Here is a 25,303-nt window from a genome sequence, read left to right as displayed (position 1 = left end):
TAGTCGCGGGCGGTGACGTGCCCGTCGTGGAGACCGAGAAAGGCGGTCACAGGGCGAAGGGGGCCAGCAAGACATGCAGTGCGGAAATTGGAAGGTCAGGAGAGGAAGTTATGTCGCCGGTGAATACCGACGAGCTGGAGTTGGCGCTGATGCTGGCGCGGCAACGGGTACTGAAGATCCAGACCAAGCTGCACCGTTGGGCACGCGATGATCTTGATCGCCGGTTCGACGATCTGTTCAACCTCGTCACTGATCCCGCGTTCGTGTTGGTGGCGTGGGATCGGGTCAGCGGGAATAAGGGTGCCGCCACGGCCGGGGTGGATCGGCGCACCGCGTCGTCCATCACGGCTGGGCAGGGTATCGAGGTGTTCCTCGATGAACTGCGGTCGCAGGTAAGGGACCGCAGTTTCCGCCCGTTGCCGGTGCGCGAGCGGATGATCCCCAAAACCGGTGGTGCGTTGCGCCGCTTGGGGATTCCCACCGTGACCGATCGGGTGGTCCAGGCATCGTTGAAGTTGGTGTTGGAGCCGATCTTTGAGGCGGATTTCCTGCCGTGTTCCTACGGTTTCCGTCCGAAGCGCCGCGCTCATGATGCGGTGGCCGAAGTGCGTTATCTCGCAACACGTCCCCGGTGTTATGACTGGGTTGTTGAGGGAGACATCAAGGCCTGTTTCGATGAGATCGACCACACGGCCCTGATGGGCCGGGTGCGTCGACGCGTCGGGGACAACCGTGTCCTGGGATTGGTGAAGGCGTTCCTCAAGGCGGGCATCTTCACCGAGGACGGCCTGCTGGCGGACAGCACCGCCGGAACCCCGCAGGGTGGGATTCTTTCGCCGTTGTTGGCCAATGTGGCGTTGTCGGTGCTCGACGAACACATCGCCGGGTTGCCGGGTGGTCCGGCCACCGGCTCGGTGGAGCGTGCTCGACGACTTCGTCACGGGCAGCCGAACTTTCGGCTGGTCCGCTACGCCGATGACTGGTGTCTGATGGTGCGGGGCACCAGAGCCCAGGCCGAAGCACTACGGGAGGACATCGCCGCCGTGTTAGCGACGATGGGGTTGCGTCTGTCGCCGGATAAGACCCTGATCACCCACATCGACGAGGGGCTGGACTTTCTCGGGTGGCACATCCAGCGTCGCCGCAAACGAGGCACCAGCTGCAGCTACGTCTACGTTCATCCGTCCACGAAGTCCGTGTTGGCGGTCAAACGGAAGATCAAGACGCTGCGCCGAACAGTCGAACCCAGCCAGCCGCTCGATGACCTGCTGCGCCGGATCAACTCGACGCTGCAGGGCTGGGCGGGATATTTCCGGGCCGGGGTGTCCTCGGCGACCTTCTCCTACCTGAGCCACTACGTGGCAGACGGTGTGGCGTTGGCTGCGCCGAAAACACCGCAAATCGACCTGGAAACAGTTGCGCCGCCGCTACTGCGGCGGCGGCTGGTGGCCAACCACCGAGGACCGGATGCTGATCGATCTGGAGAAGATCGGCACCACCCGCTACCGCTACCGCGGCGCGGTCATCCCCTCGCCCTGGCCGACCCCCGAGGAGGACACCACAGCAGCCTGACCGGGTCTTGTGGAGAGCCCGGTGCATTGAAAGGTGCACGCCGGGTTCGGGAAGCGGCCCGGGAAAACGGAACAGCCCCAACGGTTGTCACCGCGTCCCGGGCCGACTTTCACCGACCCCCGCAACCGTTGATCGCCGCGTTCATCGACGATCAACGCGCCGCCGGGCACGCGGTCGAGTCGATCTGCCGGGTCCTGCACGAGCAGGGCTGCCAGATCGCCGCGCGCACCTACCGGTCCTGGAAGCAACCGGGCCGGGCCGTAGCGGCCCGCACCATCACCGACGCCCAGGTCATCGACGCCGTCCACGAGGTCGCCTGGTCGACTAACGCTGCCGGGCAGAAGGTACTGGCGCCCGAGGGGCTCTACGGGCGGCGCAAAATGACCGCCCTGATCCGCCGTACCGCCCTGCCGGACGCATCCGCTGGGGCCGTGGACCGAGCTATGCGCACATTGGGTTTACAGGGCATCCGGCGGTCCAAGAAGGTGCGCACCACGATCCCGGACGCCGGCGGCTCTCGGGCGCCGGATCTGCTCAACCGCAACTTCTGTGCCGATGCCCCGAACCGGGTGTGGGTCACCGACTTCACCTACGTGCGCAGCTGGGCCGGATTTGTCTACGTGGCGTTCATCGTGGACGTGTTCGCCCAGCGGATCGTGGCCTGGCACGCCTCGACGTCCAAGGCCACGGATCTGGTCATGACCCCATTACGCATGGCGGTATGGCAACGCGACCACGAAGGCCACCCCACCACGGCCGGCGCACTGATCCATCATAGCGACGCGGGCAGCCAGTACACGTCGATCAGATTCACCGAACACCTTGAACTGGAAGGGATTTCACCATCGATCGGCAGCGTGGGAGACGCCTATGACAATGCGTTGATGGAGACCATCAACGGCCTGTACAAGACCGAATGCATCCGCACCACGGTGTTCCAGCCGGGCCCGTTCCGCACCGTCGCCGACGTCGAGTACGCGACAGCGGCCTGGGTCGAGTGGTACAACAACCGACGGCTGCACTCAACTCTGGGCATGGTCACCCCAGTCGAATACGAGCAAGCCCACTACGACGCCCTCAACCGAGAGCGTCAACCCATATAGCAGCGGCGGAGAACCTGGGGCGGTTCACCCCGGCTCCCGAAACCCCACCACGCCAGGGGACTTAGCCACTACATCAGTTAGCCGGAACGACGATTGCTGGAAATTAACGGACGATGCGTATTTAGTCAGTGTTGTCGTTCGCCGGCCGAGTCGCGCAGCAAACCCAACCTGCTGACACAGCACTAGTGATGCGGCCCCGCCGGGCGCACCCGGACGCGATGCAGAGTTACGGCTGCGCAGTCGGGGTGGCGTGGCCCGCAATGCTGGGTCGGGAGCGTGGCGGCCATGAGGCACGCCGCAGAGCGACTCGGCGAGATATCCAGTGCGGTAAGACTTTCCGCGGTTCTACTGCGGATTTCTGTGAACAAATCCCGAAGATGGCGCGGTGCAGGGTCGCTGTCGGGACCAGGTCGGGGCGCATCTGGCGTCACGCGAACCCAATCAGCGGCGGCGCAATCGTTGTCGTTGTTGGCCTTGCTCTGCTCCCCCACCTGCCGATTGCCGAGCGCAGCCAAGACAAACGCCCGCCGCGGACACTCCCGCGGCGGGCGTTGGCCTGCCAGATTTTGGATGTGGGTCTAGGCGGCGACCAGCTTGGGTTTCTGGGCGCGCATCTTCTTCTTCTCGGGTGTTGAGCGCTTCGGATCCGGTAAGACCTTCTCCTGCATGAGAAATGTCATTTTGAGCCCGAACTCAAAGAACTTTCTGGTCACGAGGTTGACGTTGGGGATCCGATGCACGCGGTGCACCGGCTCGTCCCACAGCGCCATGATCATTTTGCGGCCGATCCACCGAGCACCTACCGGGAACCAACGGTTCTGGAACTGCTCGATGACCGCCTCGCACGTCATTCCGCCCTCGGGCGAGTACTCCCAGTCGGTGGCCTCGTACGTGGCCATGTATTGCAGCATTCCGGCAAAATCGGATGGGAAGTCGGTCACAGGCCCGTTGGCTGTCCACATCAGTTTGGCGATCTCGGCCCAGTAGCGATGGCAGGCGATCTGTTGGTTGTCGGTGTAGCCCGGCATGCCGATGCGCACACGCAGGCGGTGCATGTCCGCACCGATCCAGCACATCGTGTACACGAAGTCCTCGTTGTGGGCGAAGTTGCCCGGCATCCGCTTTTCCATGGCCATGTGCTTGCGGTTGACCTCCTCGACGGACTCCTTGGTCGTCATGCTCGAAGGTCCGTGCTCAAACCACCGCCAGAACGCATCGGCGGTGTCCTTTTCCCGCTTGTTCTGATGCCGGATCAGCTTGCCCGTGCCTTTGCGGGCGATGGTTTCCCCGCCCCACGGCGGCAGGATGAAATGCGGGAAACCCAGCGAGTACAACACATTCATCTCGAAATCACCGACGTAGTAGCACGTCGATAGCTGCCAGATCCGCTCGAAATCCACCTGGGGGTCGAGCCGTTCGATCTCCTTGGCGATCCACTTGTATCCCTTGGCGCTCATCGTCTTTGATCCTCTCCGGGATTGTTCAGGAATAGATTGTCTTGACATTCAGGTAGGCGTTGAGACCCTCGGGCCCCAGTTCACGGCCCAGGCCACTGTCTTTGACGCCGCCGAATGGCGCACTCGGGTCGGGCAGATATCGGTTGATGCCGATCGTCCCGGTGTGAATGCGCCGAGCGACTGCAGTGCCACGTTCGGGATCGGATGTCCACACGGTGCCACCGAGGCCGTATCGGGAGTCGTTCGCGATGCGCACGGCATCGTCGACATCGCGGTAACGAATCACTGCCAAGACGGGGCCGAAGATTTCTTCCTGGGCGAGAACCGATTTGTTGTCGACATCTGCGAACACCGTGGGGGTGACGAACCACCCTCTGTCCCGCTCGCTGCGACACCCGCCGGTCACGATGCGGGCGCCGTCAGCGCGCCCTTTTTCGATGAATCCCTCGACGCGGTCTCGGTGTAGTGCCGATGCCATCGGCCCGACCATCGTTTGGGGATCCATCGCATCGCCGACCGGCAAGCTCGACACAAACGCTCCGAGCGTGTCGACGACCTCGTCATAGCGATTGTCGGGTGCGAGTACGCGTGTGCCGAGGTAGCAAGTTTGGCCGTTGTTGACCAACAGGCTCTCGAAGAGGCGTTCGCCGACCGACTCCAGATTGAGGTCGGCATCGTCGAGGACAATCGCTGCCGATTTGCCGCCGAGCTCTAGGGTTACCGGGCGCAGCAGCCGACCACAGGTCTCGGCGATCAGCCGGCCGGACGCGGTGGAGCCTGTAAACGCGACCTTGTCGACACCTGGGTGGCCAATCAGGTAGGCGCCCACCTCGCGGCCGCCGGGCACGACGTTCACCACTCCGGCCGGAATCGACGTCGCGGCAACGGCTTCGGCGAACAGGAACGCATCCAGCAGAGTCTCTGGTGACGGCTTGAGAACTATCGTGCACCCCGACGCTAGGGCCGGCGCGATTTTGAACGAGGCCAGCGTCTGCGGGTAATTCCATGGCGAGATCGCCGCGACGACGCCCATCGGTTCACGTCGAATCGTGCTGGTTCCGCCCAACAGGTGAGGCTGGCGTGTTTCAAATTCAGTGTTGCCCAACAGATTTGCGTAGTACCGGAGCACGAGCAGAGGGAAGCGCCCTTCGAGTTGCGTGGCGATCGTGATCGGCATGCCGTTCTGCGCCGCGACACGGCGCGCCATCTCATCTGCACGCAGTTCCAGTTGGTCGGCCAATTCGTCGATCGCCTGGGCGCGGCGCGTCGGGTGCCAGGTGGCCCACCCGGTCGGATCGTCGAACGCGCGGCGCGCTTCACTGACAGCGACGTCAACGTCGATTTCGCTCGCGGCGGGCACTGAACCGATGGGTTCCTCGGTGCTGGCCGAGATGAGTTCGTAGGTCTCCTCGGTGGCTGGTGTCACCCAGTCGCCGCCGATGAATAGCTGGTGGTATGTCGTCATGGTCGCGGTTCTCCTTCAGACGGCGATCAGGCGGGAGTCAGGGCGATGGGTAGGGATTCCCAGGCGCGCAGTGTGTTGTTGTGGTGCCTGCGAGGTTCGCCGACGACGGCAATCGAGGCGAATCGCTGAGTGAGGGCAACGAGAAGGGCCTCGGCTTCCAGCCTCGCGACGTGTTGTCCGATGCATTGGTGGATGCCCATGCCGAATCCGACGTGACCGGAGGGATTACGCTGCAGATCGAACTGGTCGGGGTGGCTCCAGCGCCGCGGGTCGCGGTTGGCCGCCCCGAGGAACATCAGAATCTTCTTGCCGTCGGGCACTGTGACGTCGCCAATGGTGATGTCACGGGTCGCAGTGCGAAAGAAAGTCTGCACAGGCGATTCCCAGCGGACGGCTTCGTCGAAAGCCACCCGCGCCAGCGCCGGATTGTCGCGGACCGCCTGCCACTGCTCGGGGTGGTGCGCGAACGCGGCGAGCACGGCGGAAATCCCGAGGACCGTAGTGTCCACTCCAGCCGATAGCAGCGACCGCACCAGCAGCGGAGCCTGCTCGTAGGTGATGTCGCCACGGTCTGCAGCCGCCCAGATTTGCGCTCCGAACGTGGGTTGGCCGTCGAGCACTTCCTCGGCGAGGACGGCTCGCTCGCATTGCGCCATCACCCAAGCCGACAACTCGCCAATCCGATTCTCGCCCTTGGCGACCAACGAGTTGTGCGGGCCGAAGGCGTTGAACAGGTGGTCCCCGTAGGGCAGGAGGTTCTCGCGTCCCAGCCGTCCGATGCCAACGGCGTCGGGGAAAACCCGCAGAGGGAACACCCGGGCAATGTCGGCAACCGCGTCGATTTCACGCCGTTGGGCCAGCTCTTCGACAAGGAGGTTTGCGTCGGCGATCCACTTGTCCCGCAGGCCTTTTAATGACCGAACGTTGAGAATGGAAGTGAGAACCCCGCGAGGCGCATCATGGTGCGGGGGGTTGCTCTCCAGGAGCAGACTTGGTGGGCGCCAGGGCTTTTCATATCGGAAGTTACTCAAGCCGACGCCTGCTGCCGATTCGAAAGATTGCCAGTCGATGAGGGCGCTGTGTACGTCCGCGTATCGGCCCATTCCGTATACGTCGTAGCGCGACAGGTAGACCACCGATCCGGTGTCACGTAACGCTCTGTGGAAATCGCCCGGATCTTCCAGGATCGTTGATCCGAACGGATCGTCGTCCAGTTGGGCGAGCAGGTGGGTGGTGGCGCTGGGTATCACGGTCATTGCCTCAGAGGTCCAGGACGAGTCGGTCAGAACACGCGCGTGAGACGCACGGCAACATGGTGGTGTTGCTGGCGCGCTCGGCGTCGTTGAGCAGTGAGTCACGGTGGTCGGGAATGCCGTCGACGACCGTTGCCTCACAGGTACCGCACAGTCCGCGACCGCATGAGGAGAGCACGGGAACGCCGGCGGTGCAGACTGCGTCGAGGATCGACTGATTCGGGTGCACGATGACACTGAGCCCCGAGCGTTGCAACTGCACCTCGAACGCCGTCGTACGGACCGGCGCCGCAAGCGGTTCGGCCACGAAGCGCTCGATGCGCACAGTGCCTGGTGCTCGGTCAGCTCCCACGGCCTGCACCGCTGTGAGCAGCGGCGCCGGCCCGCAGCAGTAGATCTTGCCTGCGGCGGGAAGCGCGTCGAACGCTGCTTTTAGCGGAAGTAGGCCGTGGGTGTCCTGCGGCCAGGTGTGAACCTGCTCGCCGTAGCGGGACAGCTCATCGACAAATGCCATCGAGGCTGCGGTTCGCCCTCCATAGAGCAGGGTCCATGGAACGTCGAGCATCTGAGCTTGGTGAATCATCGGCAGGATCGGAGTGATGCCGATGCCCCCCGCGATGAAGAGGTACTGGCCAGCCGGCGCCATTGCGAAGTTGTTGCGTGGCCCGCCCACACCGATCGTGTCGCCGACGGCGAGCGTGTCGTGAATGTAGGCGGAGCCACCGCGTCCGTTGGCCTCACGCAGGACCGCAACCTGATAGGTGTGTGCGTCCCACCGGTCGCCGCACAGCGAGTACTGGCGCACGCGTTCGCCCGGCAGGAATAGATCGATGTGCGCTCCTGGGGCCCAGTCGGGCAGTCGTGCTCCGTTGGGCTTGCGCAGCACCAGGCGGCGCACGCCCTCGGCGACCAGGTCTGCGGCTTCCACCCGCAGCGTGAGGTCGGTCGCGGCGTGAACGCTGTGGATTCGCTCCGACGCGGAAACCGTTGTGGTCATGATCATGACGATCTCGCTTGAGTGTCATGCCTCACAACGCCGTTCCCATTGAATGAAAGCGACCTCGCTAGGGCGGGGGTACCGGAGGAATCAGCGGTGTGCTGAGCGCACGGCGGATTCCACGCGCGGTGGCGATCAAAGTGGGTACGCGACTTATCGCGTGGTCATCGCGCGGGACGATGGCCGACAGTGCCCCGACCACCCGGTCGCCGGGACCGCGCAGTGGGACTGCGATACCTGTCGCATCGAGGTGAATGTGGCCGGGGCACAGCGCATAACCGACTCGACGGATCTCGGCCAGGACGCTGCGAAGCTGTTGGCCGTCGGCGATGGTCTGGTCAGTGAGCCGGGTCAGCTCGCCAGCGGCGATGCGCTCCTGCATGGCTACCGGTGCATGGGCAAGAAGCACTAGCCCAGAGGAAGACGCGTGGATAGGCAGACGGCCGGCAATACGCGTCACGTTGATCACCGCACCCGGAGCACTGAGCCGTTCGATGAACAAGACGTCGTCGCCGTCGAGTACGCCAAGCTGTACATGGTGCCCGACGACGGCGTGCAGATCCTCCATAAAAGGCATCGCGGCATCACGCAGACTGCGGGTGGGTGAGGCGCGGGATGCCAACTCCCACAGCCGCATTCCGATGCGGATACGTCGCTGCGGATCGCGCCGCAGTAGACCGTGCTCGACGAGGTCGTCAACCAACCGGGACGCCGTGGACAGAGGCAATCCGGCGCGGTGGGCGATATCGGACACCGACACCGCGACGGTGTCCGAATCGAACACTTCCAGGATCCGCACGGCCCTCTCGAGGACCGATTCCCCGGAGGCGGACCTGGCCATCAGGACAGCATCGCACGTGCGCGATGGTCGGTACCCCGGAACGCCTGACCCACCCGCGGCTGCCGCGGGTGGATTCTGTGGCTGTCTCGTGCCTGCAGCGCGGCCGAGGGACTTTCACCGAACGCCTGCCGGTACATGCTCGAGAAGCGGCCCAAATGGGTGAACCCCCAACGAAAGGCGATCTCAGCGACCCCCTCGGCCCCGGTGGCGGTTCGTAGGTCAGTCCGAGCGCGTTGCAACCGGGCCTCACGTACGTAGCGCATCGGCGTGGTGCCCAGCGCCGATTGGAATCCTTCTTGAAGGGCGCGCACACTCAGATGCGCGTGCCCGGCGATCGCGCTTACCTCAAGCGGCTCGCCTAGATGCTCCTCGATGTAGTCGACAGCACGTTGGATGGTTGGGGTCCGCGTTCGGCTGGAGTCGGCGATGAGGTCGTCGGTGTAATTGTGGCGTGCGCCCAGCATCAGGCCGGTCATCACGCTCGCCGCTAAACTTTGAGCCATCAGCGGATGCAGGCTGACCGATTGCGGGCGGTGCAGCTGAATCGCCAAGTCGCGCAGAAGGGAAACCCACTGCGCGGAAGCCGCATCTGTGAGGTCCAGATTCAGGTCGAACTGGATTGGATCGGTGATCGGTCGGTTCAACATGGCGGAGAGGTGCGCTTCTGCAGCAGCGCGACAGATCTTGACGGCCAACACGCGTTCGTGCCCGCCGCACCAGCCCCGCATCGTCGTCGGTCGGTCGTGCCGGTATACCGCTCCCCGCGATGGCGTCGCCACCATACGTTCGTCCCCCGAACTGGTCTGCAGCGATCCGTGTATCGGGATGTTCAACTGATAGGCGTCTTCGAGCTCGGCGGTGTTGATCTGCACCCCGGTGTCCCACCACAGCCATCCCAAGACCATTGCGCCAAGGTCGATGCCGTTGATATGCAGCGCGAATCGCGACTCAGGTCCGAGTACTTCGACAGTGTGGGGGTAGAACATCGCCCCACCAACGATGCGGGCTTCCTCGACCTGGCAACTGTGAACGGACACACCGCGATGTGTGTCGACGACTGATTCACCGAACATAGCTACAGCACACCGCAGCGCACGTCCTGGCGTCTCGCCGCGACTTTCACTCAGCGAAAGCCCGGGAAGCGCCCTCAAGTGCCGCTTTCAGATCCACCGTGCTGTCGGCCGCCTGCTCAGGCGTTATCGTCAGGCGCGCGGCCAGCAACTTCCGTGCCGTCATGTGGTCTCGTGCGGCGTTGACCGACTCGACTGCGAGCAGGGTGTCACCGCGGAAGCAGAACACCGAGAACGAGTCTCGTTCCGGTTCACCGCGGACCACGGTGTGGTCGTAGTCGCCGAGCAAGCCGGCCATCTGCAACTTCGCGACGAACTGTTCGGTCCAGAACCACGGCACCTTGTCATAGGCGCAAGGCTGCCCTGTGAGTCGGGCAGCTACGCAGCGGGCGTGATCTACTGCGTTCTGTACTGATTCAAGGCGCACGAGGCCCAGGCCGCTCGGATGCGGGTAGGCCGCGCAGTCCCCGATCGCCGAGACGTGCGGGTCCGCTGTGCTCAGTCGGGCATCGACCACGATGCCGTTGTCGACTGCCAGGCCTGCCGCACTGGCAATTTCGGTGTTGGGGATCACCCCGATGCCGACGACGATCAGGTCGGCATCGATCCGGTCGCCACTGGCCGTCACTACTGTGGCTGCAGCGCAATCATTTTCGACAATCTCGGCGACGGCCGTGTTGAGCAGCAAGCGCACTTGGTGGCGGCGATGCAAACTGGCGAAGTAGTGCGACATCTCCTGACTAATTGCACGCCCCATCGGCCGTTCGGTGGCTTCGACAACGGTGACGCTCGCACCGTGGGCTCGCGCAGCTGCGGCCACTTCCAGGCCGATGAAGCCCGCGCCGATCACCACAACGGACGCGCATGAGGTCAAGTGCGCCGTCAATGCATTCGCCTCAGCGAGCGTGCGTAGGTAGTGCACCCGGCCCGAATCGGCGCCTGGCACCGCAATGCGGCGGTTGCGGGTCCCCGTGGCGAGCACAAGGTGCTGGTAGTCCTGGGTGGTGCCGTCCGAGAGCATTACACGATGTGCCGCGCGGTCGATTTCTGCGACGGTGACGCCGCAGCGCAGTTCGATCTGGTGGCGATCGAAGTAAGCGGCGGGCCGTAGCGCGATGTCGTCGCTGTCGGTTGACGCCTTGAGGAATTCTTTGGACAGCGGCGGCCTCTGGTAAGGGGCACAGGGCTCATCGCCGTAGATGATGATGCCGTCCTGGAATCCTTTGCTGCGCAATGCGACTGCCGTTTCGATGCCGGCCTGGCCGGCTCCCACGATGACGACGGGGGCAGCCATGGTGATCAGGCCTGCTCTTCGGGCAACCGAACGACGATGCCGTCGAGTTCGTCGGTCACCGGTATCTGGCACGACAGGCGACTCTCGGCGGTACGAGGACTAGCGGTGCCTTCGAGCATCTCGTCCTCCTCGTCGGTGATCGGCGGAACGCGGTCTGCCCAAGTCGGGTCGAGGTAGACGTGGCAGGTCGCACACATGGCCTGCCCGCCGCATTCGCCGACGATGCCGTCGACGTCATTGGCGATCGCCGATTGCATAATGCGCTTGCCGGCGACGACGTTGACGTCTTGCTTGGTGCCGTCGGGGTGGACGAAAGTGATGGTAGGCATCGTGAATCCTTATGTAATGAAGCGGTATTGGGGGCTGTTAGGCCAGCAGGTCCTCGCGCCCGGCGTCTTTGAGGTCCTGGATGTAGAGGGGGTAGAGAAACTTGGTGTTGGGCACCAGCTTGAGCACCTTCATGATGGCGCCCTCGGCCTTGACCTGTCCCTTAGCCATCGCCAGGGTCATGTTGACCTTGCCTTGCCAGAATCGGTTGGCGGTGTCGGTGTCCATCTTCAATGTCGCGTTGGGGGTTACTCCCCCTTCTTCTGCGGTGGTATAGACCGCTTTGTTGGGCATGTCGAGGACCACCGAGCTGTCCGGGTCGGTGCAGGCGACCAGGAGCACCGCGCCGGTGGCGGACAGCTTGGGTCCCAGATCCGGGTCCTGGTAAGCCTTTTCGAAGATGCCGCCAACGAATCGGCGCAGCTCTGAGGAATCGGAGTACTTGGCCATGGGGTTCAAATCCTTTCAGGGAGTGGAAAAGTCGTCGTTGCGGAAGGCCATCGTCGCGCCACCGGTGGCGAAGTTCGCGATGTCGGCGGCGGCGGCCTGACCTTGCGGTGAGCTCAGTCCGGCGTGGGCGTCTTCACGGGTGGCGAAGCCGATGTCGGCGAGCATGTAGGACGATGGCGTTGTGCCGTCGAACGATTCGCACCGGCCGGCGGCGAAGTGCGTTACGCCGGGGATCTGTGCCGCCAGCGGCAGATGGGTGTTGGCGTAGTAGTTGTCAAATGCCGATGGGTCGTCGGGATGGCCGTAGCTGATCAGTACGCGGTACATGGCGGTGGCCCCTTTCTGATTCAGGGCCGGTCGGCCGGCAGTGGGTTGGCAGCGGGATCCCATTGCACGAGTACGTGTTCGGGACCACGGAAGGACGTGTTGGGAAGGTAGGTGTACTCCTGCTCCGCGATCAGGTGCATGTGCGGCAGTCGGGTCGCCAAGATCTCCAGGAAGATCTTCATCTCGGTGCGCGCCAGTGTGGCGCCCATGCAGGTGTGTGTGCCCAGTCCGAAGGTCAGGTGTTTGCGCGAGTTGGGCCGGTGGATGTCGAACGTGTCAGGTTCATCGAAGATGGTGTCGTCGCGGTTGGCCGACGCAGTGACAATCAGCATGCGTGAACCGGCGGGGATGTCGACGCCGCCGACGGTCACGTCGTCGGTGGTCATGCGGCGCCAGGCCACCACCGAGCCGGCGTAGCGCAGACACTCTTCGACCACCTTGGGGATCAACGACAGGTCGTTGCACAGTTCGTCCCAGGCCGTCCGGTTCTCCAGTAGGGTGCGGAACGCGTTGGCGGTGGCGTTGGTCGTGGTCTCGTGCGCAGCCAAAATGCCGCTCATCATGATGTTCTGCAAGTAGTTGTCGGTGATCAGTTCGGGGTTGACCGCCTGGGCACGGATCGCGTGCGGAATCCAGCCGGGCGCGTCGGGGGTCTGCTTGAGTCGCTGGACGAGTTTGCCCGCGAACTCCCAGAACAGGCCCATGCCAGTGGCCACCCGCTCCTGCTCGGACTCGTCAGGCCGACCCCACGTGAAGAGGGTCTGCTGCATACCGAACTGACGGCAGGTCTCGATGTCCTCATCGGGAACCCCGAGGAACATCAATGCCACGATGCACGGCACCTCGTAGATCAGGTCATCGATCAGGTCGGCTCGGCCGCGCTTGACGAACCGGTCGACGTACTCGGTGATCACCTCACGGATGCGCGGCGCCAGGACGTTCACCGAGTCCAGTTCGAAGGGCTCCATCAAGGCCCGGCGGTGAGCGGTGTGCATCGGTTCGTCCTCGTTGACGATGGTCGGCCCCGGCGCAAAGTCGTACTTGTCGAGGATCTCGATGGCTTCCTCGCTGATGGGGGTGATCTGCTCCAGGGTGATCGCCGCCGAGAAGGTCTCGGGGTCACGGAAAATCGCCTTGATGTCGTCGTAGCGGGTGACCACCCAGTAGTCCAGTACCGGGCTGTAGAAGACCGGTTCGTCCCGACGTGCGCTGGCCAGGCTGTCAGCCGGATTCACCTGGTAAGCGCCTTTGAAGGGATCGAACTGAGCGGCCATTGACGACACCGGGCAACCGGTGGGCGTCAGGGCGTGCGACACGGGGCAGCCTGCGGTGGCGGGGGCTGCGTCAGATTGAGCGGTCATGGTCTCTCCGATGGGACTGATGTGATCTCTGGCACTTCCTTGCAGGTGAAATTAGGCCTGGCCACAGGGCACCGTCGATCCGGCGAGCGCGCCGGTCTATCCCGTTAACGCGGGAGTTTTCAGCGGCGACAGTTATCAGGGTTCCTTGCATTTTCGGGTGTGACTCTGGTCTCATGGACTTGTGGCAAGTGACTTGGCTTTACCCGAGCGGCAATCGATGTCGATGTGCAGCCGGGACGTCGATGAGGCGCAGACGATCGGCGGGGCGATCTACTATCCGCACCGGGTCGATGTGCTGGGCCAGACGTCGGATTTCTCGATGCACATCGACGCAGCCCAGCTCGGGCCGGTGACCATGGGTTGGCTGTCGTACGACACCGAAGTGCAGGTCGGTACAGGTGCGCTGACGACGGCGTATCACGTCAACGTGCCGGTGCGCGGGGAGTTGAGAACTGGCTCGGGTGTTGATCGCGTGATCGCGACCTCGATGCGCGCGGCGGTTTACCGCTGTGACCGGCCCACGGTGATGCGCGGGTGGCGGGACGACGGATGTCGGATGCTGGCGGTCAAGATCGCCCGCCCTGCTCTCGAGGAGCAACTGTCGGCATTGCTCAACCGCCCGGTCGAGGGGCCCATCCAGTTCGCTCTGCCACTGGATCTGACTGACGTCCGCGCTCAGCAGTGGTGGGCGTTCCTACGCGATCTTGCCAACCAGGTCAGCACCCCAGACGCCCTGTGCCGGCACCCGATGATGTCGGCCAGCCTGGCGGGAAGCGTGATGACTGGTTTGCTGCTCTCCGCCCGGCACAATTATCGGGAGGAACTCGACGCCGATGCTCTGCCGGCGCGTCCGGCCACAATCCAGCGGGCTGTGGAGTACATCGAAGAGCACCTGGCTGATCCGCTGGACGTGGCCACCATCGCCAGGCACGTGCGCCTCAGCGTGCGGTCCCTGCAGGAGGGATTCCAGAGCGCGTTGGGCACAACCCCAATGCGTTATGTCCGCGATCTACGGCTGCGTCAGGCTCGGCGGGATCTGGTGGCCGCCGATCCCGGTTCGGAGGGTGTGGCCCAGATTGCGATGCGCTGGGGGTTCACCCACTTGGGCCGGTTCGCCGGCCAGTACCGCGACGCGTTCGGCGAATCTCCATCCAACGCACTCCACGGCTCGCGGATGATTGTCGATTCGCTGGACGTATCCCACCCTTAGTGACGAAGCGTCGCGCGGGTGCGGTACTGGTCCGGCGCGGACCTGCTCAGGCGTAGTAGCGGTACACCATCTCAGCGACCACGGCTGGCTTTTCGCTGCGGTTGCATTCCATCGTGCCGTTGACGGTCACCTGGTAGCCACCGCCGGAGACCTCTTCGACCGCGGCCACGGTAGCCGCCAAGCGCACCTTGGCGCCTGCTGGGACCGGGGCCGGAAAGCGCACCTTGTTCAGGCCATAGTTGATCGCCATGCCCAACTCTTTGATCTCCAAGAGCTCCGACCACAGAGGGATCAGCAGCGACAGGGTCAGGTAACCGTGCGCGATGGTCTCCTTGAACGGCCCGGTCTTGGCCTTCTCGGGGTCGACGTGGATCCATTGGTGGTCGTGTGTGGCCTCGGCGAACAGGTTGATGTCCGCCTGGGGAACAGCCAGCCAATCGCTGTGGCCCAGGTCAGTGCCTGCGAGGCTAGGCAGTTCGTGCGGAGAAGTGATCGTGGTCGTGGTCATGGTGTCCTTAAGTTTGTAGTTGCAGTTACTTCGTATTGCTGAGCGTTACGTTTGGCTGTGACCCGGGTGGGTCGGGTATGGCTGCCATGTTGGTGCCGGCCCTGGTGGTGCGGCTTGAAAGGACTGGCCGCCCGGCCTGCCTGGACTTCCTCGGGCCGCTGATTGAGATCTGCGATGCGATCGCTTGTTTAAGGAAATGCCGGCGAGGTCGTCCTTGGGGATTCTGTTGGCAGACAAGCGAAAAGAGGTCCGGTGACCGAAGACCAGGTATGGGCTGGCGTCGACGTCGGCAAAGAACATCACTGGGTGTGCGTCGTGGACGGCAACGGCAACATGGTGTTCTCGCGCAAGGTGGTCAACGACGAGCGCACGATCCGCGACCTGGTCGCCGAGGTCGAAAAGCTTGCCGGTGAGGTGTCCTGGGCGGTGGACTTGAGCAACGCGTACGCCGCCCTGGTCCTCACGGTGCTGGCCGATGAAGGCAAGACGGTGCGTTACCTTGCGGGCCGGCAGGTGTGGCAAGCATCGGCCACCTACCGGGGTGGTGAATCCAAGACCGACGCCAAAGACGCCCGGGTGATTGCCGATCAATCCCGGATGCGCGGTGCGGACCTGCCGGTCCTGCGTCCCGGCGATGACCTGATCACCGAGCTGCGCATGCTCACCGCCCACCGCGCCGATCTGGTGGCCGATCGCACCCGCACCATCAACCGTCTGCGCCAACAACTGCTGGCCGTATGCCCGGGCCTCGAACGCGTCGCCGAGCTCAGCCAAGACCGGGGTTGGGCGGTGCTGCTGGCGCACTATCAACGGCCGAAAGCGATTCGCCGAACGGGTGTTTCGCGGCTGACCAAAGTTCTGGCAGCGGCCGGGGTGCGCAACGCCGCCACGATCGCGGCTGCCGCGGTGACAGCGGCCAAAGCTCAGACCGTCCGCCTCGCGGGTGAAGATGTTGGCGCCGGATTGGTCGCCGAGCTGGCCCAGGGGGTGATCAACCTCGATGAGCGCATCAAACACACCGACGCGGACATCGAGGAACGATTTCGCCGCCATCCGCTCGCCGAGGTGATCACCAGCCTGCCCGGCATCGGCTTCCGACTCGGCGCCGAATTCCTTGCCGTGGTCGGCGATCCCGCACTGCTCCAATCGCCTGACCAGCTCGCCGCCTGGGCCGGCCTGGCGCCGGTATCCAAAGACTCCGGCAAACGCACCGGCCGGCTGCACACGCCCAAGCGCTACAGCCGCCGCCTGCGCCGGGTGATGTACATGTCCGCGCTGACCGCGATCCGCTGCGATCCCACGTCGAAGGCGTACTACCAGCGCAAACGAGACCAAGGCAAACGCCCTATCCCGGCCACCATCTGCCTGGCCCGCCGACGCGTCAACGTCCTTTACGCCCTCATCCGTGACAACCGGACCTGGCATCCCGACACGCCCCAAATCGCCACTGCGGCGGCTTGACACGGTCATTGAGAGTCCTTTCAGGGTTTACTGGTTGAGGTTGTGGTGGCTTCGGTTGCGCTGCGGCGCAATTCAGTACGGCGGATTTTGCCGGTGGCATTGCGCGGAATGGCCTCGATCACCTCGAAGTACTTCGGGATCTTGTAGCGCGCCAACTCTGCGCCCAGCGCTGTGCGGACGGTGGCCTCGTCGAAGCCGGGGGCCTGAGCCACGATGTAGGCCAGCCCCACCTCTCCCCACTTGTCGTCGGGCACACCCACGACCGCAGCCGACGCTATTCCGGGAATTCGCTCAAGCGCTGCTTCGACCTCGACGGGATAGATGTTCTCTCCCCCCGAAATGATGATGTCCTTGACACGGTCGACGACAGCGGCGAGACCGTCGTCACCGGTGGCGATGACGTCCCCGGAGCGGTACCAACCGCCGTCGGTGAACGCGGCGGCAGTGTCGTCTTGACGGTGCCAGTACCCGGTGAACATGTGCGGTCCGCGCACCACGAGTTCGCCGGACTGGCCGGGCCGCGGGGGTAGAGCGCGGCCGTTGTCGATCATCGCAACGTCGGTGAAGAAGTGCGGTACACCAATCGCGGTGGGACGAACGGCCGCGGTCTGTTCGGTAGCCATGTACACCCCGGCTGCGGCCTCAGTCATGCCGTAGCCCTGCAGCAGCGGCACACCGCGGCGCAGCCATTCCACCGCGACACGTTCCTGGACCGGGGAGCCGCCGTAAACCACCGTGCGCAGCGAGGACAGATCAGTGTCCGGCCAGTCCGGGTGATCGCACAGCATCTGAAGGATCGTGGGCACTGCCGAAAAGCCGGTGATCCTGTCGGTGGCGATAGCGCTGAGCACCGCCGCCGGGTCGAAACGGCCGACCGGCAGCACCTGGCCGCCTTTGAACAAGGTGGGCAGGGTCACCTGGCCGAGGCCCGTCACGTGGAAAATTGGTGCGATGCACAAGGTTCGGTCAGTCGAAGTCACGTCGAAATGCGCGAGCTGATTGATCGTGTTGAACATGACGTTGCTGTGAGTCAGCACGGCTCCCTTGGGAGCACCGGTGGTCCCCGAGGTGTAGAGGATCAGGCACGGATCGTCGAACCCGACGGAGGGAAATGTGCCCGCTGGCCGGCCCGTGGCCATGAATGATTCATAGTGCAGGTGGGCCACGCTCAGCGTATTGGCCGGCTCGAAGCCACTGTCGTTGACACTCAGAATCGTCGTCAATGACGTTGGGAACGTTTCGATCTCGTTGATCGTCTGGTGGTGACTGGGCGCGACGATCAACACGCTGCTGGCGCTGTCGTCCAGCATGTAGGCGATCTCACGGGCGGCCAGCCGGGTATTGAGCGGAACGAATACTGCCCCAGCCAGTCCCGTGGCGAAAAGAGCTTCGAATGCGCTGATGTCGTTGGGTCCGAGGTAGGCGACGCGTCCGCCTTTTGGCAGCCCGCTGGCGATCAGACTCGCCGCTAATTGCGCAGTGCGCGTAGCTAATTGGCCGTAGGTGAGCTGCCGATCGTCCTGTGCCAGGGCGATGGCGCCGGCGTCGATTCGCGCGCGGCGCCACGGCCAGCTGCCCAACCCGTAGTTCTGGCCGCCGTCGTAGTAGGCCGCATCCAGTCCGGCCGTTGCCCTATCGCTCACTGTGTACGCAGCTTCAGCGCAGCGACGGCGTTGTCCTTGAGGATCAACGGCCGCACCGCATCTTTGATCGGCAGGTCGGTGAAGTCCTGCATCCACCGGTCGGGGCTGATCAATGGGAAGTCCGAGCCGAAGAGCACTTTGTGCTTGAGAAGGCTGTTGGCGTATTGGACCAGCTGAGGCGGGAAGTACTTCGGCGACCACCCTGACAGATCGATGTAGACGTTGGGTTTGTGTGTGGCCACGGCGAGGGCTTCGTCCTGCCAGGGGAAGGACGGGTGGGCGATGATGATGGTCAAGCCCGGGAATCGGGCGGCGACCTCGTCGAGTGCCATCGGGTTGCTGTACCGCAACCGGATTCCGCCACCGCCGGGAAGTCCGGCGCCGATTCCAGTCTGGCCTGAATGGAACAGTGCCACCATGCCCAGTTCTTCGAGTGCCTCGTAGAGCGGGAACACCGCCGGGTCGTCCGGCCAGAACGCCTGCAGGCTGGGATGGAATTTGAAGCCGCGTACGCCGTGGTCGCTGACCAGTGCGCGCGCCTCCTCTACTCCCGCGGCGCCCTTGGCGGGATCCACGCTGCCGAACGGGATGAGCACGTCAGGATGCCGACGTGCGGCGGCCGCGATGTCCTCGTTGCGAAGTCGCCTGTGGCCTAGCGCTGATTCGGCATCGACGGTGAACACCACTGCGGCCATGTTGCGCTGGCGATAGTAGTCGGCCAGCTCGTCGAGGCTGGGCGGCCCCGATTCCGCGCCGAAATATTTGTCGGCGCCGGCACGCAGCGGCTCAGGCAGCGAATAGTGCCCGCATCCGTCGGTTTCGGCGTGCGTGTGCACGTCGATTGCGACGATGCGGTCGAGGTCCAATGCGGTGTCGCTCATGGTCACGCGTTAACGGTGGTCGGGATCTGCGGCAGTGCGATGCCGTAGGTCTGCAGCTGCTCGCCGATGCTGGAGTCGAAAGCCTCAGCGATGTCATCTGCGCGCCAACCGCCGTCATGGAAGGCCGACGCGATCTCGGCGGGATGGGACCACATCGCCAGGCGATCGCCGCCGATGCCGATGCACTGGCCGGTGACGTGGGCGGAGGCATCGGATGCGAGGTAGACCACCAGGCCGGCAACGTCCTCAGCGGTACCGAACGATGCCGCGCGGCGCACGACCGACGGGATCGGGTTGCCGGCCTTGAGGTCCTCGACGTAGGGCGCGAGGAAGGGGATGGTTTCGGTCATCGCAGTGGCTGCGTTGGGAATGATCGCGTTCACCGTGACACCTGCCTTGGCGCACTCCATGGCCCACGTACGCGCCATGGCGGCGATGCCGGCTTTGGCGGCAGCGTAGTTGGTCTGGCCGAAGTTGCCGCGCTGCCCGGCAGGGGACCCGGCCAGGATGAGGCGCCCGCCCTCCTTGGCATTGCGGAAGTGCCGCACCGCTTCCCGCGCGCACAGGAACGTTCCGCGCAGATGTACCGCGATGACGGCGTCGAAATCCTCGGCGGTCATGTTCCACAGGACCTTGTCGCGCAGGATGCCGGCGTTGGTGACCACCGCGTCCAGGCGACCGAACTCGCTGATGGCGCATTCGACCAAGCCGGCAGCGGCCTCCTCGGTACCCACGGCCACCGTGTGGGCGACCGCGCGCCCGCCGGCCGCGGTGATCGAGTCGGCGGCCGTCTGGGCGACGTCTTCGCTGACGTCGTTGACCACCACCGCAGCTCCTGCTGCTGCGAGAGCCTGGGCGTAAGACAGTCCGAGGCCGCGTCCGCTGCCAGTGACGATGGCGACCTTGTCGTTCAGATCCATGATGCTTGCGTTCCTTTTCGTTGTCGTGGTGTTCTCGGTCAAAATCGCAGTACCGGCTTGATTGCCGCACCGCTGGTCATGTCGGCGACCGCGGTATTGATATCGGCGAAGTCGTAGAAGCTGATCAGCTTGTCGAGGGGAAACCTGCCAGAGACGACAAGGTCAACCAGGACCGGTATCAACGTTCGAATCTCGCTGTCACCCAATGTCAATCCGGTGACTGTGCGTCCCGGAATCATCGCGTTCACGTCGAGTGCGACGGTGGTGCCGAAGGGTGGTGCGCCCACGATGACCGAAGTTCCGCGTGGTGCCAGCGCCTCCACCGTCGTACGCAGGACACCGACATTGCCGGTGGTCTCCACGGCCCCGTGCACGCCGAGTCCGCCGGTGATGGCGGCGACGCGCTCGCCGACATCAGAGTTGGTCGCGTCGATGGTGTCAGTGGCTCCCAAAACCTTGGCCAGTTCCAGTCGTTCAGGTACTCGATCGACGACGATGATGGTGGCCGCGGGCGTGAGGCGGGCGGCCATGACGGCCGACAGCCCAACGGCTCCTGCCCCGGTTACCAGGACGTGCTCTCCGGGGCGCGGTTTGAGTACGTTCCACACCGCCCCTGCTCCGGTCTGGACGCCGCAACCCAGGGGCGCTAGGAGGTCCAGTGGTGCGGCCGAATCAACCTTGACGAGACTGCGTTCGGCGACGACGGCGAAACGCGCGAACGACGACTGCCCGAAGAAATGCCCGCCGAGCTCACGGCCAGCGCGAGTCACTGGGCTGGTGCCATCGGGGCGGCTTCCCCCAATCAGATTGAGCGGTAACCATGTTCGACAGTAGGCGGGGTGGCCCTGCCGGCAGTTGTCGCAGCCACCGCATGAGGCGAAACTGCACAGAACGTGATCGCCGGGGACTACAGCGTTGACCGACTCCCCGACGCGTTCAACGATTCCGGCGCCTTCGTGGCCGAGCACACCGGGCAATGGAAACGGCAGCGCACCGGAGGCTACCCCGAGGTCGGTGTGGCACACGCCGGCGGCCACGAGACGCACCAGCACCTCGTTGGGGCGCGGCTGGTCGAGTTGCACTTCTTCGAGTTCGAATGCGGCACCGCCGTTTTCGACAACTGCGGCGGTCGTGGTGATCGTCATGGGAGGTTCCTGTTCTCGCGGTGGATTACAGCGCGATGACGACGGACTTGGTCTTGGTGTAGGACTCGAGCACCTCGGCGCCGTACTCCCGGCCGAACCCGGACTGCTTGACTCCTCCGAACGGGATCGAGGGGTCCAACAGGGCCCAATCGTTGACCCAGACGATCCCGGCGTGCAGGGCAGCAGCCACTCGGTGCGCGCGGCCGATGTCGGACGTCTGCAATCCCGATGCCAAGCCGTACGGTGTGCTATTCGCAAGGGCGACCGCCTCCGCTTCATCGGCGAAAGGCTGCACAGTCAGGACCGGTCCGAAAATCTCTTCCTGAACCACCGCACTACCGTTGTCCAGATCGGCAATAACTGTGGGTGCGTGGAAGAATCCGCCACCGGCGTCAATGCGGTGGCCACCGGCGATGATCCGCGCGCCCTCGGTACGGGCCAAAGCCACGTACTCCTCGACTTTGCGCAAATGCCGCTCACCGACCATGGGCCCCATCAACGTGCTGGGATCAAACGGATCACCAACAGGTACCGTCGGCACCGCCTCGGCGAGTATCGCCAGCACCGTCTCATAGATTTCGGCCGCGACAAGCAGCCGCGGCCCGCCCATGCAGAACTGGCCCGCGTTGAAGGTGAAAGCCTTGATGATCGCCGGGATCGCACGGTCGAGATCGGCGTCAGCGAAAACAATGTTGGCCGCGTTGCCACCCAGCTCCAATGTGATCGGCTTGAGGCCCTCCCCCGCGAGCGCACCGGCGTGACGGCCTATCCCCGTCGAACCGGTAAAGGCGATTTTGTCGACGTTAGGGTGACGAAGCAGCGCTTCCCCGACAACCTGCCCAGGGCCAGTCACCACGTTGAGCACGCCCGCCGGAACTCCTGCCTCGGTGAGGATTTCGGCCATCACCAGGGCACTGAGCGGTGTCTCGTCAGAGGGCTTGTGCACGACAGTGTTACCCGCAGCCAACGCCGGCGCCAATTTGGTGCTCGACAGAATCAACGGGAAGTTGAATGGAGTGATCGCGGCGACCACACCGAGGGGCTCACGACAGGTGTAGGCATGGGCAGGCAGCGGAGTGGGACGCGTATGTCCGCCCAGAGTGTGCGCCAACGCCGCGGCGTACTCGTACTGGTCGGCCGCGGTCAAGACATCGACTGGCCTACAGAGCGATACTGGTTTGCCAACATCGATACTCTCGGTGGCGACCAATTCGTCGGCTCGGGTCCGGATCAGCTCAGCAGCGCGCGTCAGCACTCGGGCCCGTTCGCGCGCGGGAAGGTTCGCCCAGCGGCCGTCGTCGAAGGCGGCGCGTGCGGCGGCGACGGCGTCATCGACGTCCACCGCCTGCGCAGAGGCCACATGGGTGACTACAGCGCCGGTCGCGGGGTCGAGTACGTCGGTAAGTCCGCCATCGCTGGCCGGGCGTCGCTGCCCATCGACAAAAAGGCCGTATTCGTTGGCAAGCACTGGGCGGGCGACGGTCGTCGGACTCGCAGTAGTGGCGGTCATCATCGTTCCTTCACTGACAGGCGGGAGGCGGGTATGCCGGCGGGTTTGCACACCGACCGGCGGTGTACGCACGCCGGTCGGCGGAGTCGTGTGGTCAGGGCCTGCGGGGTGCACTTGTCGCCCATTGCTTGGCGGCCCGCTAAAGTAGGCAGGGAACCTGACACTCCTGGCACGAATTGGAGCCCAGCATCATGCCTGCTATGGAACTTGAAAGTGTTGGACAACAACATAATCCGTCGCTGTTGTACGCGATAAAGCAGGTTGAGTTGGGAATCCGGTCGCACCTGGACGCGCTGTTGCGCCCGTACGGCATCACGGCCCCGCAGTACACCGCACTCACCGTTCTTCAGCACAGTGCGCGGTTGTCGGCTGCCGACCTGGCGCGGCATTCCTTTGTCACCGCCCAAACAATGGGCGAGATGGTCGACACGTTGCAGCGCCTCGACCTGATCACGCGTCGCGCTGACCCCAATCACAAGCGCCGCATGCTGATCAGCCTGACCGACGGCGGTCATCGCCTGCTGGCAGAGTGCAGCAAAGTCGTTGCCGAACTGGAAGCGACGATGGTTTCGGGCCTGAATCCACGGCAGCGCCAAACCCTCCGCAGCTACTTGGACAACTGCCGAGCCTCGCTGCACTGACCCCGGCGATTGGGCGGTGGCGGTCATCAGTGCGTAGCGTCCCGCAGGTGTTTGGGCCAAACGCCTGACTTGCCCGGTGCCAGAATCCCCTTGGGGTCCAGCGCGTCCTTGATCAACTCGTGGAACTTCAAGAGCGCGCCGTCGCCCCAATTGAAGGTCGCCATGACGTCATCCATCAGCGCGTTATGGGTGCGGTATTCACCGTATCCCGCCTCTGCCGCCTCTTGGACAAGCACGCGAGTCATCTGAAGTGCCTCTTCACGCGCTTGCGGCACCGAGGTGTCGTACACAAAGAGGCAGACATGGTGCATTTCGCGCAGTCCGATGATGAACTGCGCCGCGTAGTCCTTGTTGTAGTCGTGGGCCCGGTCCCGCACCATGGTGAATTGGGCGAGCGCGTCGCGACCGTCAGGGGCAGACACAGGCGAAAAGCAGATGTGGCCACCATTGGGCACCCAGTCCAGCAATTGAAGTTCGTCGAGGCTAGGCACACCGTTGTTGATCTTGTGGCGATCCTGCAGAACGTGGCCTCCGCGGTCGTCGCGCTCCAGGTGGGTGAAGAATCGCGCCCCAGGGACGTGGCCGAACGCCTCACGGATCATGCCGTAGTACATCTCGATCACCGGCGGCGGTCCGTACAGCGTGCCGTAGAAGTTCCAATAGCCCAGATTCAGTTCACGTTTCATCGCCTCGATCGCCTCGGCGGGCATCGGCCCCTCGCCGTCGAACCACTCGCTGCGCCGCGACACCGCTGCCGCATCCATAAAGATGTTGCGCAGCACCGGCACGTTCTGCAATGGCGCCATGTTGATGCGCAGCGGCAGCATGATGTCGATGATCTGTTCCAGATCCTCTTCACGATCGAACGCGATCAGGAAGGTCAACGAGCCAGGCGGTTTCGGCATCAGTGCGATGCCCATCTTCGTCACAATGCCCAGGTTTGACTGCGTGAAGAGGCCGTCCGGATACGGTCCGAATCCATAGGGGAACAGCTGCCAAGTGTTGGAACCTGGCAGCGCACCCATGCCGGTGCGCATGATATTTCCTTGTGGCAAAACGACTTCCATGCCTGTCTGCCACAAGAAGTGGTCTCCGTAGGGCGTGTACCCGACGCCACGATCCAGCGCGTTGCCCACGACGCTGCCCCATCCCAGATCGGGACAGTCCAGCATCAGGTCAATGTTGTTGGCCTGCAAGTACTCATAGAGATCGAAGTAGGTCACACCCGGTTCCAGCAGCGCATAACCGAACTTCTCGTTGACCTCGAGAATCTTGTTCATTCGGTCGCCGGTCTTGACGATGACCGCGCCGGTGAGTCGCGGCGACGCCCCGCCGTATCCATTGTTTTTGCCCGTCGAGACGGGCTGAAGCGGGATGCCGAATTCATTGGCAATCAGAACGATCTCGCGGACCTGCTCAGTGCTCGCTGGGGATACGACAGCAGACGGAAGATAGTTCGGCTCCGCACCGACCGGATACGGGTCTTGGAACGCGGCCAGATCTGCCGCGTCCGACAGCACCCACTTGTCACCGACGACGTCCCGGAACCGTTGCAGAGCGGTGTCGAACTGCTGCTCATTGAGCCCCGGAGGGAGAATCCGTGTCATTGGTGGTGCGCTCCTCGATCGAATGCCGGGCGAAGCCGCAGTGTGCGGATGCCAGCGGTCCGGATGAACCTCGGAAGTATCGGGTTCGTTGCGATATCGAGTCTTCCGCTGTGCACGACCAGCTTCAATCCACTGCGCGCGGCCACCGGCCGATCTACGCCGGCCAGCGAAAGACCATGTCAGGGCTCTAATCCTGGACTGCAGCGGTCCCGGCTATCCGGATTGCGCGATCCAAGCTCCGCGACGGCACGGACGCGGAG

General features: G+C 63.9%; 21 protein-coding genes and 2 pseudogenes. 5 read left to right on the top strand and 18 right to left on the bottom strand.

Translation table 11 applies throughout. The features are described 5' to 3' along the window. Positions 1–110: 110 nt before the first annotated feature. Together ltrA and G6N46_RS25470 are read left to right on the top strand one after the other, a co-directional pair. A pseudogene (gene ltrA, locus G6N46_RS25475) lies at positions 111–1,307 on the top strand (group II intron reverse transcriptase/maturase); the annotation flags it as partial. A gap of 231 nt (positions 1,308–1,538) precedes the next feature. Continuing rightward, positions 1,539–2,675: pseudogene (locus G6N46_RS25470) on the top strand (IS3 family transposase); the annotation flags it as partial. Positions 2,676–3,253: 578 nt separating this feature from the next. On the opposite strand, the gene G6N46_RS25465 reads toward G6N46_RS25470, so the two are convergent. From G6N46_RS25465 to G6N46_RS25415, 11 genes are all read right to left on the bottom strand, one after another. Next, the gene (locus tag G6N46_RS25465) at positions 3,254–4,132 is read right to left on the bottom strand and encodes a hypothetical protein (RefSeq protein ID WP_138250312.1); all 879 of its coding nucleotides are present in this window, start codon (positions 4,130–4,132) and stop codon (positions 3,254–3,256) included. Positions 4,133–4,157: 25 nt separating this feature from the next. After that, positions 4,158–5,597 carry an aldehyde dehydrogenase gene (locus G6N46_RS25460; RefSeq protein WP_138250268.1) on the bottom strand — a complete coding sequence of 480 codons (1,440 nt, stop codon included), beginning with the start codon at positions 5,595–5,597 and terminating at the stop codon, positions 4,158–4,160. Between the two features lie 26 nt (positions 5,598–5,623). Further along, positions 5,624–6,853, bottom strand: a complete 1,230-nt coding sequence (locus G6N46_RS25455) for a cytochrome P450 (protein ID WP_138250269.1) — start codon at positions 6,851–6,853, stop codon at positions 5,624–5,626. Positions 6,854–6,857: 4 nt separating this feature from the next. Continuing rightward, a complete protein-coding gene (locus G6N46_RS25450) occupies positions 6,858–7,847 on the bottom strand; it encodes a PDR/VanB family oxidoreductase (RefSeq protein WP_234880747.1) in 990 nt (329 codons plus the stop codon). A gap of 67 nt (positions 7,848–7,914) precedes the next feature. Further along, the gene (locus G6N46_RS25445) at positions 7,915–8,688 is read right to left on the bottom strand and encodes an IclR family transcriptional regulator (protein WP_138250271.1); all 774 of its coding nucleotides are present in this window, start codon (positions 8,686–8,688) and stop codon (positions 7,915–7,917) included. Next, a complete protein-coding gene (locus tag G6N46_RS25440; RefSeq protein WP_138250272.1) occupies positions 8,688–9,761 on the bottom strand; it encodes an AraC family transcriptional regulator in 1,074 nt (357 codons plus the stop codon). Before G6N46_RS25440 ends, G6N46_RS25445 begins: the two co-directional genes overlap by 1 nt. Before the next feature lie 46 nt (positions 9,762–9,807). Beyond that, positions 9,808–11,052: an NAD(P)/FAD-dependent oxidoreductase gene (locus G6N46_RS25435; RefSeq protein ID WP_138250273.1), complete on the bottom strand. Its 1,245-nt coding sequence runs from the start codon at positions 11,050–11,052 to the stop codon at positions 9,808–9,810. 5 nt (positions 11,053–11,057) lie between these two features. After that, the gene (locus G6N46_RS25430; RefSeq protein WP_138250274.1) at positions 11,058–11,381 is read right to left on the bottom strand and encodes a 2Fe-2S iron-sulfur cluster-binding protein; all 324 of its coding nucleotides are present in this window, start codon (positions 11,379–11,381) and stop codon (positions 11,058–11,060) included. 37 nt (positions 11,382–11,418) lie between these two features. Further along, entirely contained in the window at positions 11,419–11,829 is a 411-nt protein-coding gene (locus G6N46_RS25425) for an SCP2 sterol-binding domain-containing protein (RefSeq protein WP_138250275.1), read from the bottom strand. Between the two features lie 15 nt (positions 11,830–11,844). Further along, positions 11,845–12,156 (bottom strand): EthD family reductase, encoded by a 312-nt coding sequence (locus G6N46_RS25420; RefSeq protein ID WP_138250276.1) that lies wholly within the window; start codon positions 12,154–12,156, stop codon positions 11,845–11,847. 20 nt (positions 12,157–12,176) lie between these two features. After that, on the bottom strand, positions 12,177–13,517 hold the full coding sequence (locus G6N46_RS25415; RefSeq protein WP_138250277.1) for a cytochrome P450: 1,341 nt from the start codon (positions 13,515–13,517) through the stop codon (positions 12,177–12,179). A gap of 217 nt (positions 13,518–13,734) precedes the next feature. On the opposite strand from G6N46_RS25415, the gene G6N46_RS25410 reads away from it, so the two are divergent. Further along, entirely contained in the window at positions 13,735–14,727 is a 993-nt protein-coding gene (locus G6N46_RS25410; RefSeq protein ID WP_197746737.1) for an AraC family transcriptional regulator, read from the top strand. A gap of 46 nt (positions 14,728–14,773) precedes the next feature. Here G6N46_RS25410 and G6N46_RS25405 read toward each other — a convergent pair whose 3' ends face one another. Continuing rightward, a complete protein-coding gene (locus G6N46_RS25405; RefSeq protein ID WP_138250278.1) occupies positions 14,774–15,235 on the bottom strand; it encodes a MaoC family dehydratase in 462 nt (153 codons plus the stop codon). Positions 15,236–15,487: 252 nt separating this feature from the next. Here G6N46_RS25405 and G6N46_RS25400 point away from each other — a divergent pair, with 252 nt between their 5' ends. Beyond that, on the top strand, positions 15,488–16,696 hold the full coding sequence (locus G6N46_RS25400) for an IS110 family RNA-guided transposase (protein WP_138250279.1): 1,209 nt from the start codon (positions 15,488–15,490) through the stop codon (positions 16,694–16,696). A 20-nt stretch (positions 16,697–16,716) separates the two neighbouring features. Here the strand turns inward: G6N46_RS25400 and G6N46_RS25395 are convergent, their stop codons facing one another. From G6N46_RS25395 to G6N46_RS25375, 5 genes are read right to left on the bottom strand one after another with little or no spacing between them, the layout of a single operon-like run. After that, a complete protein-coding gene (locus G6N46_RS25395; RefSeq protein ID WP_234880748.1) occupies positions 16,717–18,339 on the bottom strand; it encodes an acyl-CoA synthetase in 1,623 nt (540 codons plus the stop codon). Further along, positions 18,336–19,226, bottom strand: a complete 891-nt coding sequence (locus G6N46_RS25390; RefSeq protein WP_407665151.1) for an amidohydrolase family protein — start codon at positions 19,224–19,226, stop codon at positions 18,336–18,338. The genes G6N46_RS25395 and G6N46_RS25390 overlap by 4 nt, the downstream gene beginning before the upstream one ends. Then, a complete protein-coding gene (locus G6N46_RS25385) occupies positions 19,223–20,140 on the bottom strand; it encodes an SDR family NAD(P)-dependent oxidoreductase (protein WP_138250280.1) in 918 nt (305 codons plus the stop codon). Before G6N46_RS25385 ends, G6N46_RS25390 begins: the two co-directional genes overlap by 4 nt. Before the next feature lie 38 nt (positions 20,141–20,178). Next, positions 20,179–21,285 carry an NAD(P)-dependent alcohol dehydrogenase gene (locus tag G6N46_RS25380; RefSeq protein ID WP_138250281.1) on the bottom strand — a complete coding sequence of 369 codons (1,107 nt, stop codon included), beginning with the start codon at positions 21,283–21,285 and terminating at the stop codon, positions 20,179–20,181. A 25-nt stretch (positions 21,286–21,310) separates the two neighbouring features. Continuing rightward, positions 21,311–22,795: an aldehyde dehydrogenase family protein gene (locus G6N46_RS25375; RefSeq protein WP_138250316.1), complete on the bottom strand. Its 1,485-nt coding sequence runs from the start codon at positions 22,793–22,795 to the stop codon at positions 21,311–21,313. A gap of 200 nt (positions 22,796–22,995) precedes the next feature. Here G6N46_RS25375 and G6N46_RS25370 point away from each other — a divergent pair, with 200 nt between their 5' ends. Then, positions 22,996–23,436: a MarR family winged helix-turn-helix transcriptional regulator gene (locus G6N46_RS25370; protein WP_138250282.1), complete on the top strand. Its 441-nt coding sequence runs from the start codon at positions 22,996–22,998 to the stop codon at positions 23,434–23,436. A 26-nt stretch (positions 23,437–23,462) separates the two neighbouring features. Here the strand turns inward: G6N46_RS25370 and G6N46_RS25365 are convergent, their stop codons facing one another. Next, entirely contained in the window at positions 23,463–25,043 is a 1,581-nt protein-coding gene (locus G6N46_RS25365; protein ID WP_138250283.1) for an FAD-binding oxidoreductase, read from the bottom strand. Positions 25,044–25,303 lie beyond the last annotated feature (260 nt).

The organism is Mycolicibacterium phocaicum (assembly GCF_010731115.1).
Lineage (GTDB): Bacteria > Actinomycetota > Actinomycetes > Mycobacteriales > Mycobacteriaceae > Mycobacterium > Mycobacterium phocaicum.
Note: the sequence above shows the minus strand (reverse complement) of the source record. Positions and strands in the feature narration are given on the sequence as shown.

Coding starts and splice junctions, on each gene's coding strand:
- G6N46_RS25465 (WP_138250312.1), bottom strand. CDS start 4,132: ATGAGCGCCAAGGGATACAAGTGGATCGCCAAGGAGATCGAACGGCTC.
- G6N46_RS25460 (WP_138250268.1), bottom strand. CDS start 5,597: ATGACGACATACCACCAGCTATTCATCGGCGGCGACTGGGTGACACCA.
- G6N46_RS25455 (WP_138250269.1), bottom strand. CDS start 6,853: ATGACCGTGATACCCAGCGCCACCACCCACCTGCTCGCCCAACTGGAC.
- G6N46_RS25450 (WP_234880747.1), bottom strand. CDS start 7,847: ATGACCACAACGGTTTCCGCGTCGGAGCGAATCCACAGCGTTCACGCC.
- G6N46_RS25445 (WP_138250271.1), bottom strand. CDS start 8,688: ATGGCCAGGTCCGCCTCCGGGGAATCGGTCCTCGAGAGGGCCGTGCGG.
- G6N46_RS25440 (WP_138250272.1), bottom strand. CDS start 9,761: ATGTTCGGTGAATCAGTCGTCGACACACATCGCGGTGTGTCCGTTCAC.
- G6N46_RS25435 (WP_138250273.1), bottom strand. CDS start 11,052: ATGGCTGCCCCCGTCGTCATCGTGGGAGCCGGCCAGGCCGGCATCGAA.
- G6N46_RS25430 (WP_138250274.1), bottom strand. CDS start 11,381: ATGCCTACCATCACTTTCGTCCACCCCGACGGCACCAAGCAAGACGTC.
- G6N46_RS25425 (WP_138250275.1), bottom strand. CDS start 11,829: ATGGCCAAGTACTCCGATTCCTCAGAGCTGCGCCGATTCGTTGGCGGC.
- G6N46_RS25420 (WP_138250276.1), bottom strand. CDS start 12,156: ATGTACCGCGTACTGATCAGCTACGGCCATCCCGACGACCCATCGGCA.
- G6N46_RS25415 (WP_138250277.1), bottom strand. CDS start 13,517: ATGACCGCTCAATCTGACGCAGCCCCCGCCACCGCAGGCTGCCCCGTG.
- G6N46_RS25410 (WP_197746737.1), top strand. CDS start 13,735: ATGTCGATGTGCAGCCGGGACGTCGATGAGGCGCAGACGATCGGCGGG.
- G6N46_RS25405 (WP_138250278.1), bottom strand. CDS start 15,235: ATGACCACGACCACGATCACTTCTCCGCACGAACTGCCTAGCCTCGCA.
- G6N46_RS25385 (WP_138250280.1), bottom strand. CDS start 20,140: ATGGATCTGAACGACAAGGTCGCCATCGTCACTGGCAGCGGACGCGGC.
- G6N46_RS25380 (WP_138250281.1), bottom strand. CDS start 21,285: ATGACGATCACCACGACCGCCGCAGTTGTCGAAAACGGCGGTGCCGCA.
- G6N46_RS25375 (WP_138250316.1), bottom strand. CDS start 22,795: ATGACCGCCACTACTGCGAGTCCGACGACCGTCGCCCGCCCAGTGCTT.
- G6N46_RS25370 (WP_138250282.1), top strand. CDS start 22,996: ATGGAACTTGAAAGTGTTGGACAACAACATAATCCGTCGCTGTTGTAC.
- G6N46_RS25365 (WP_138250283.1), bottom strand. CDS start 25,043: ATGACACGGATTCTCCCTCCGGGGCTCAATGAGCAGCAGTTCGACACC.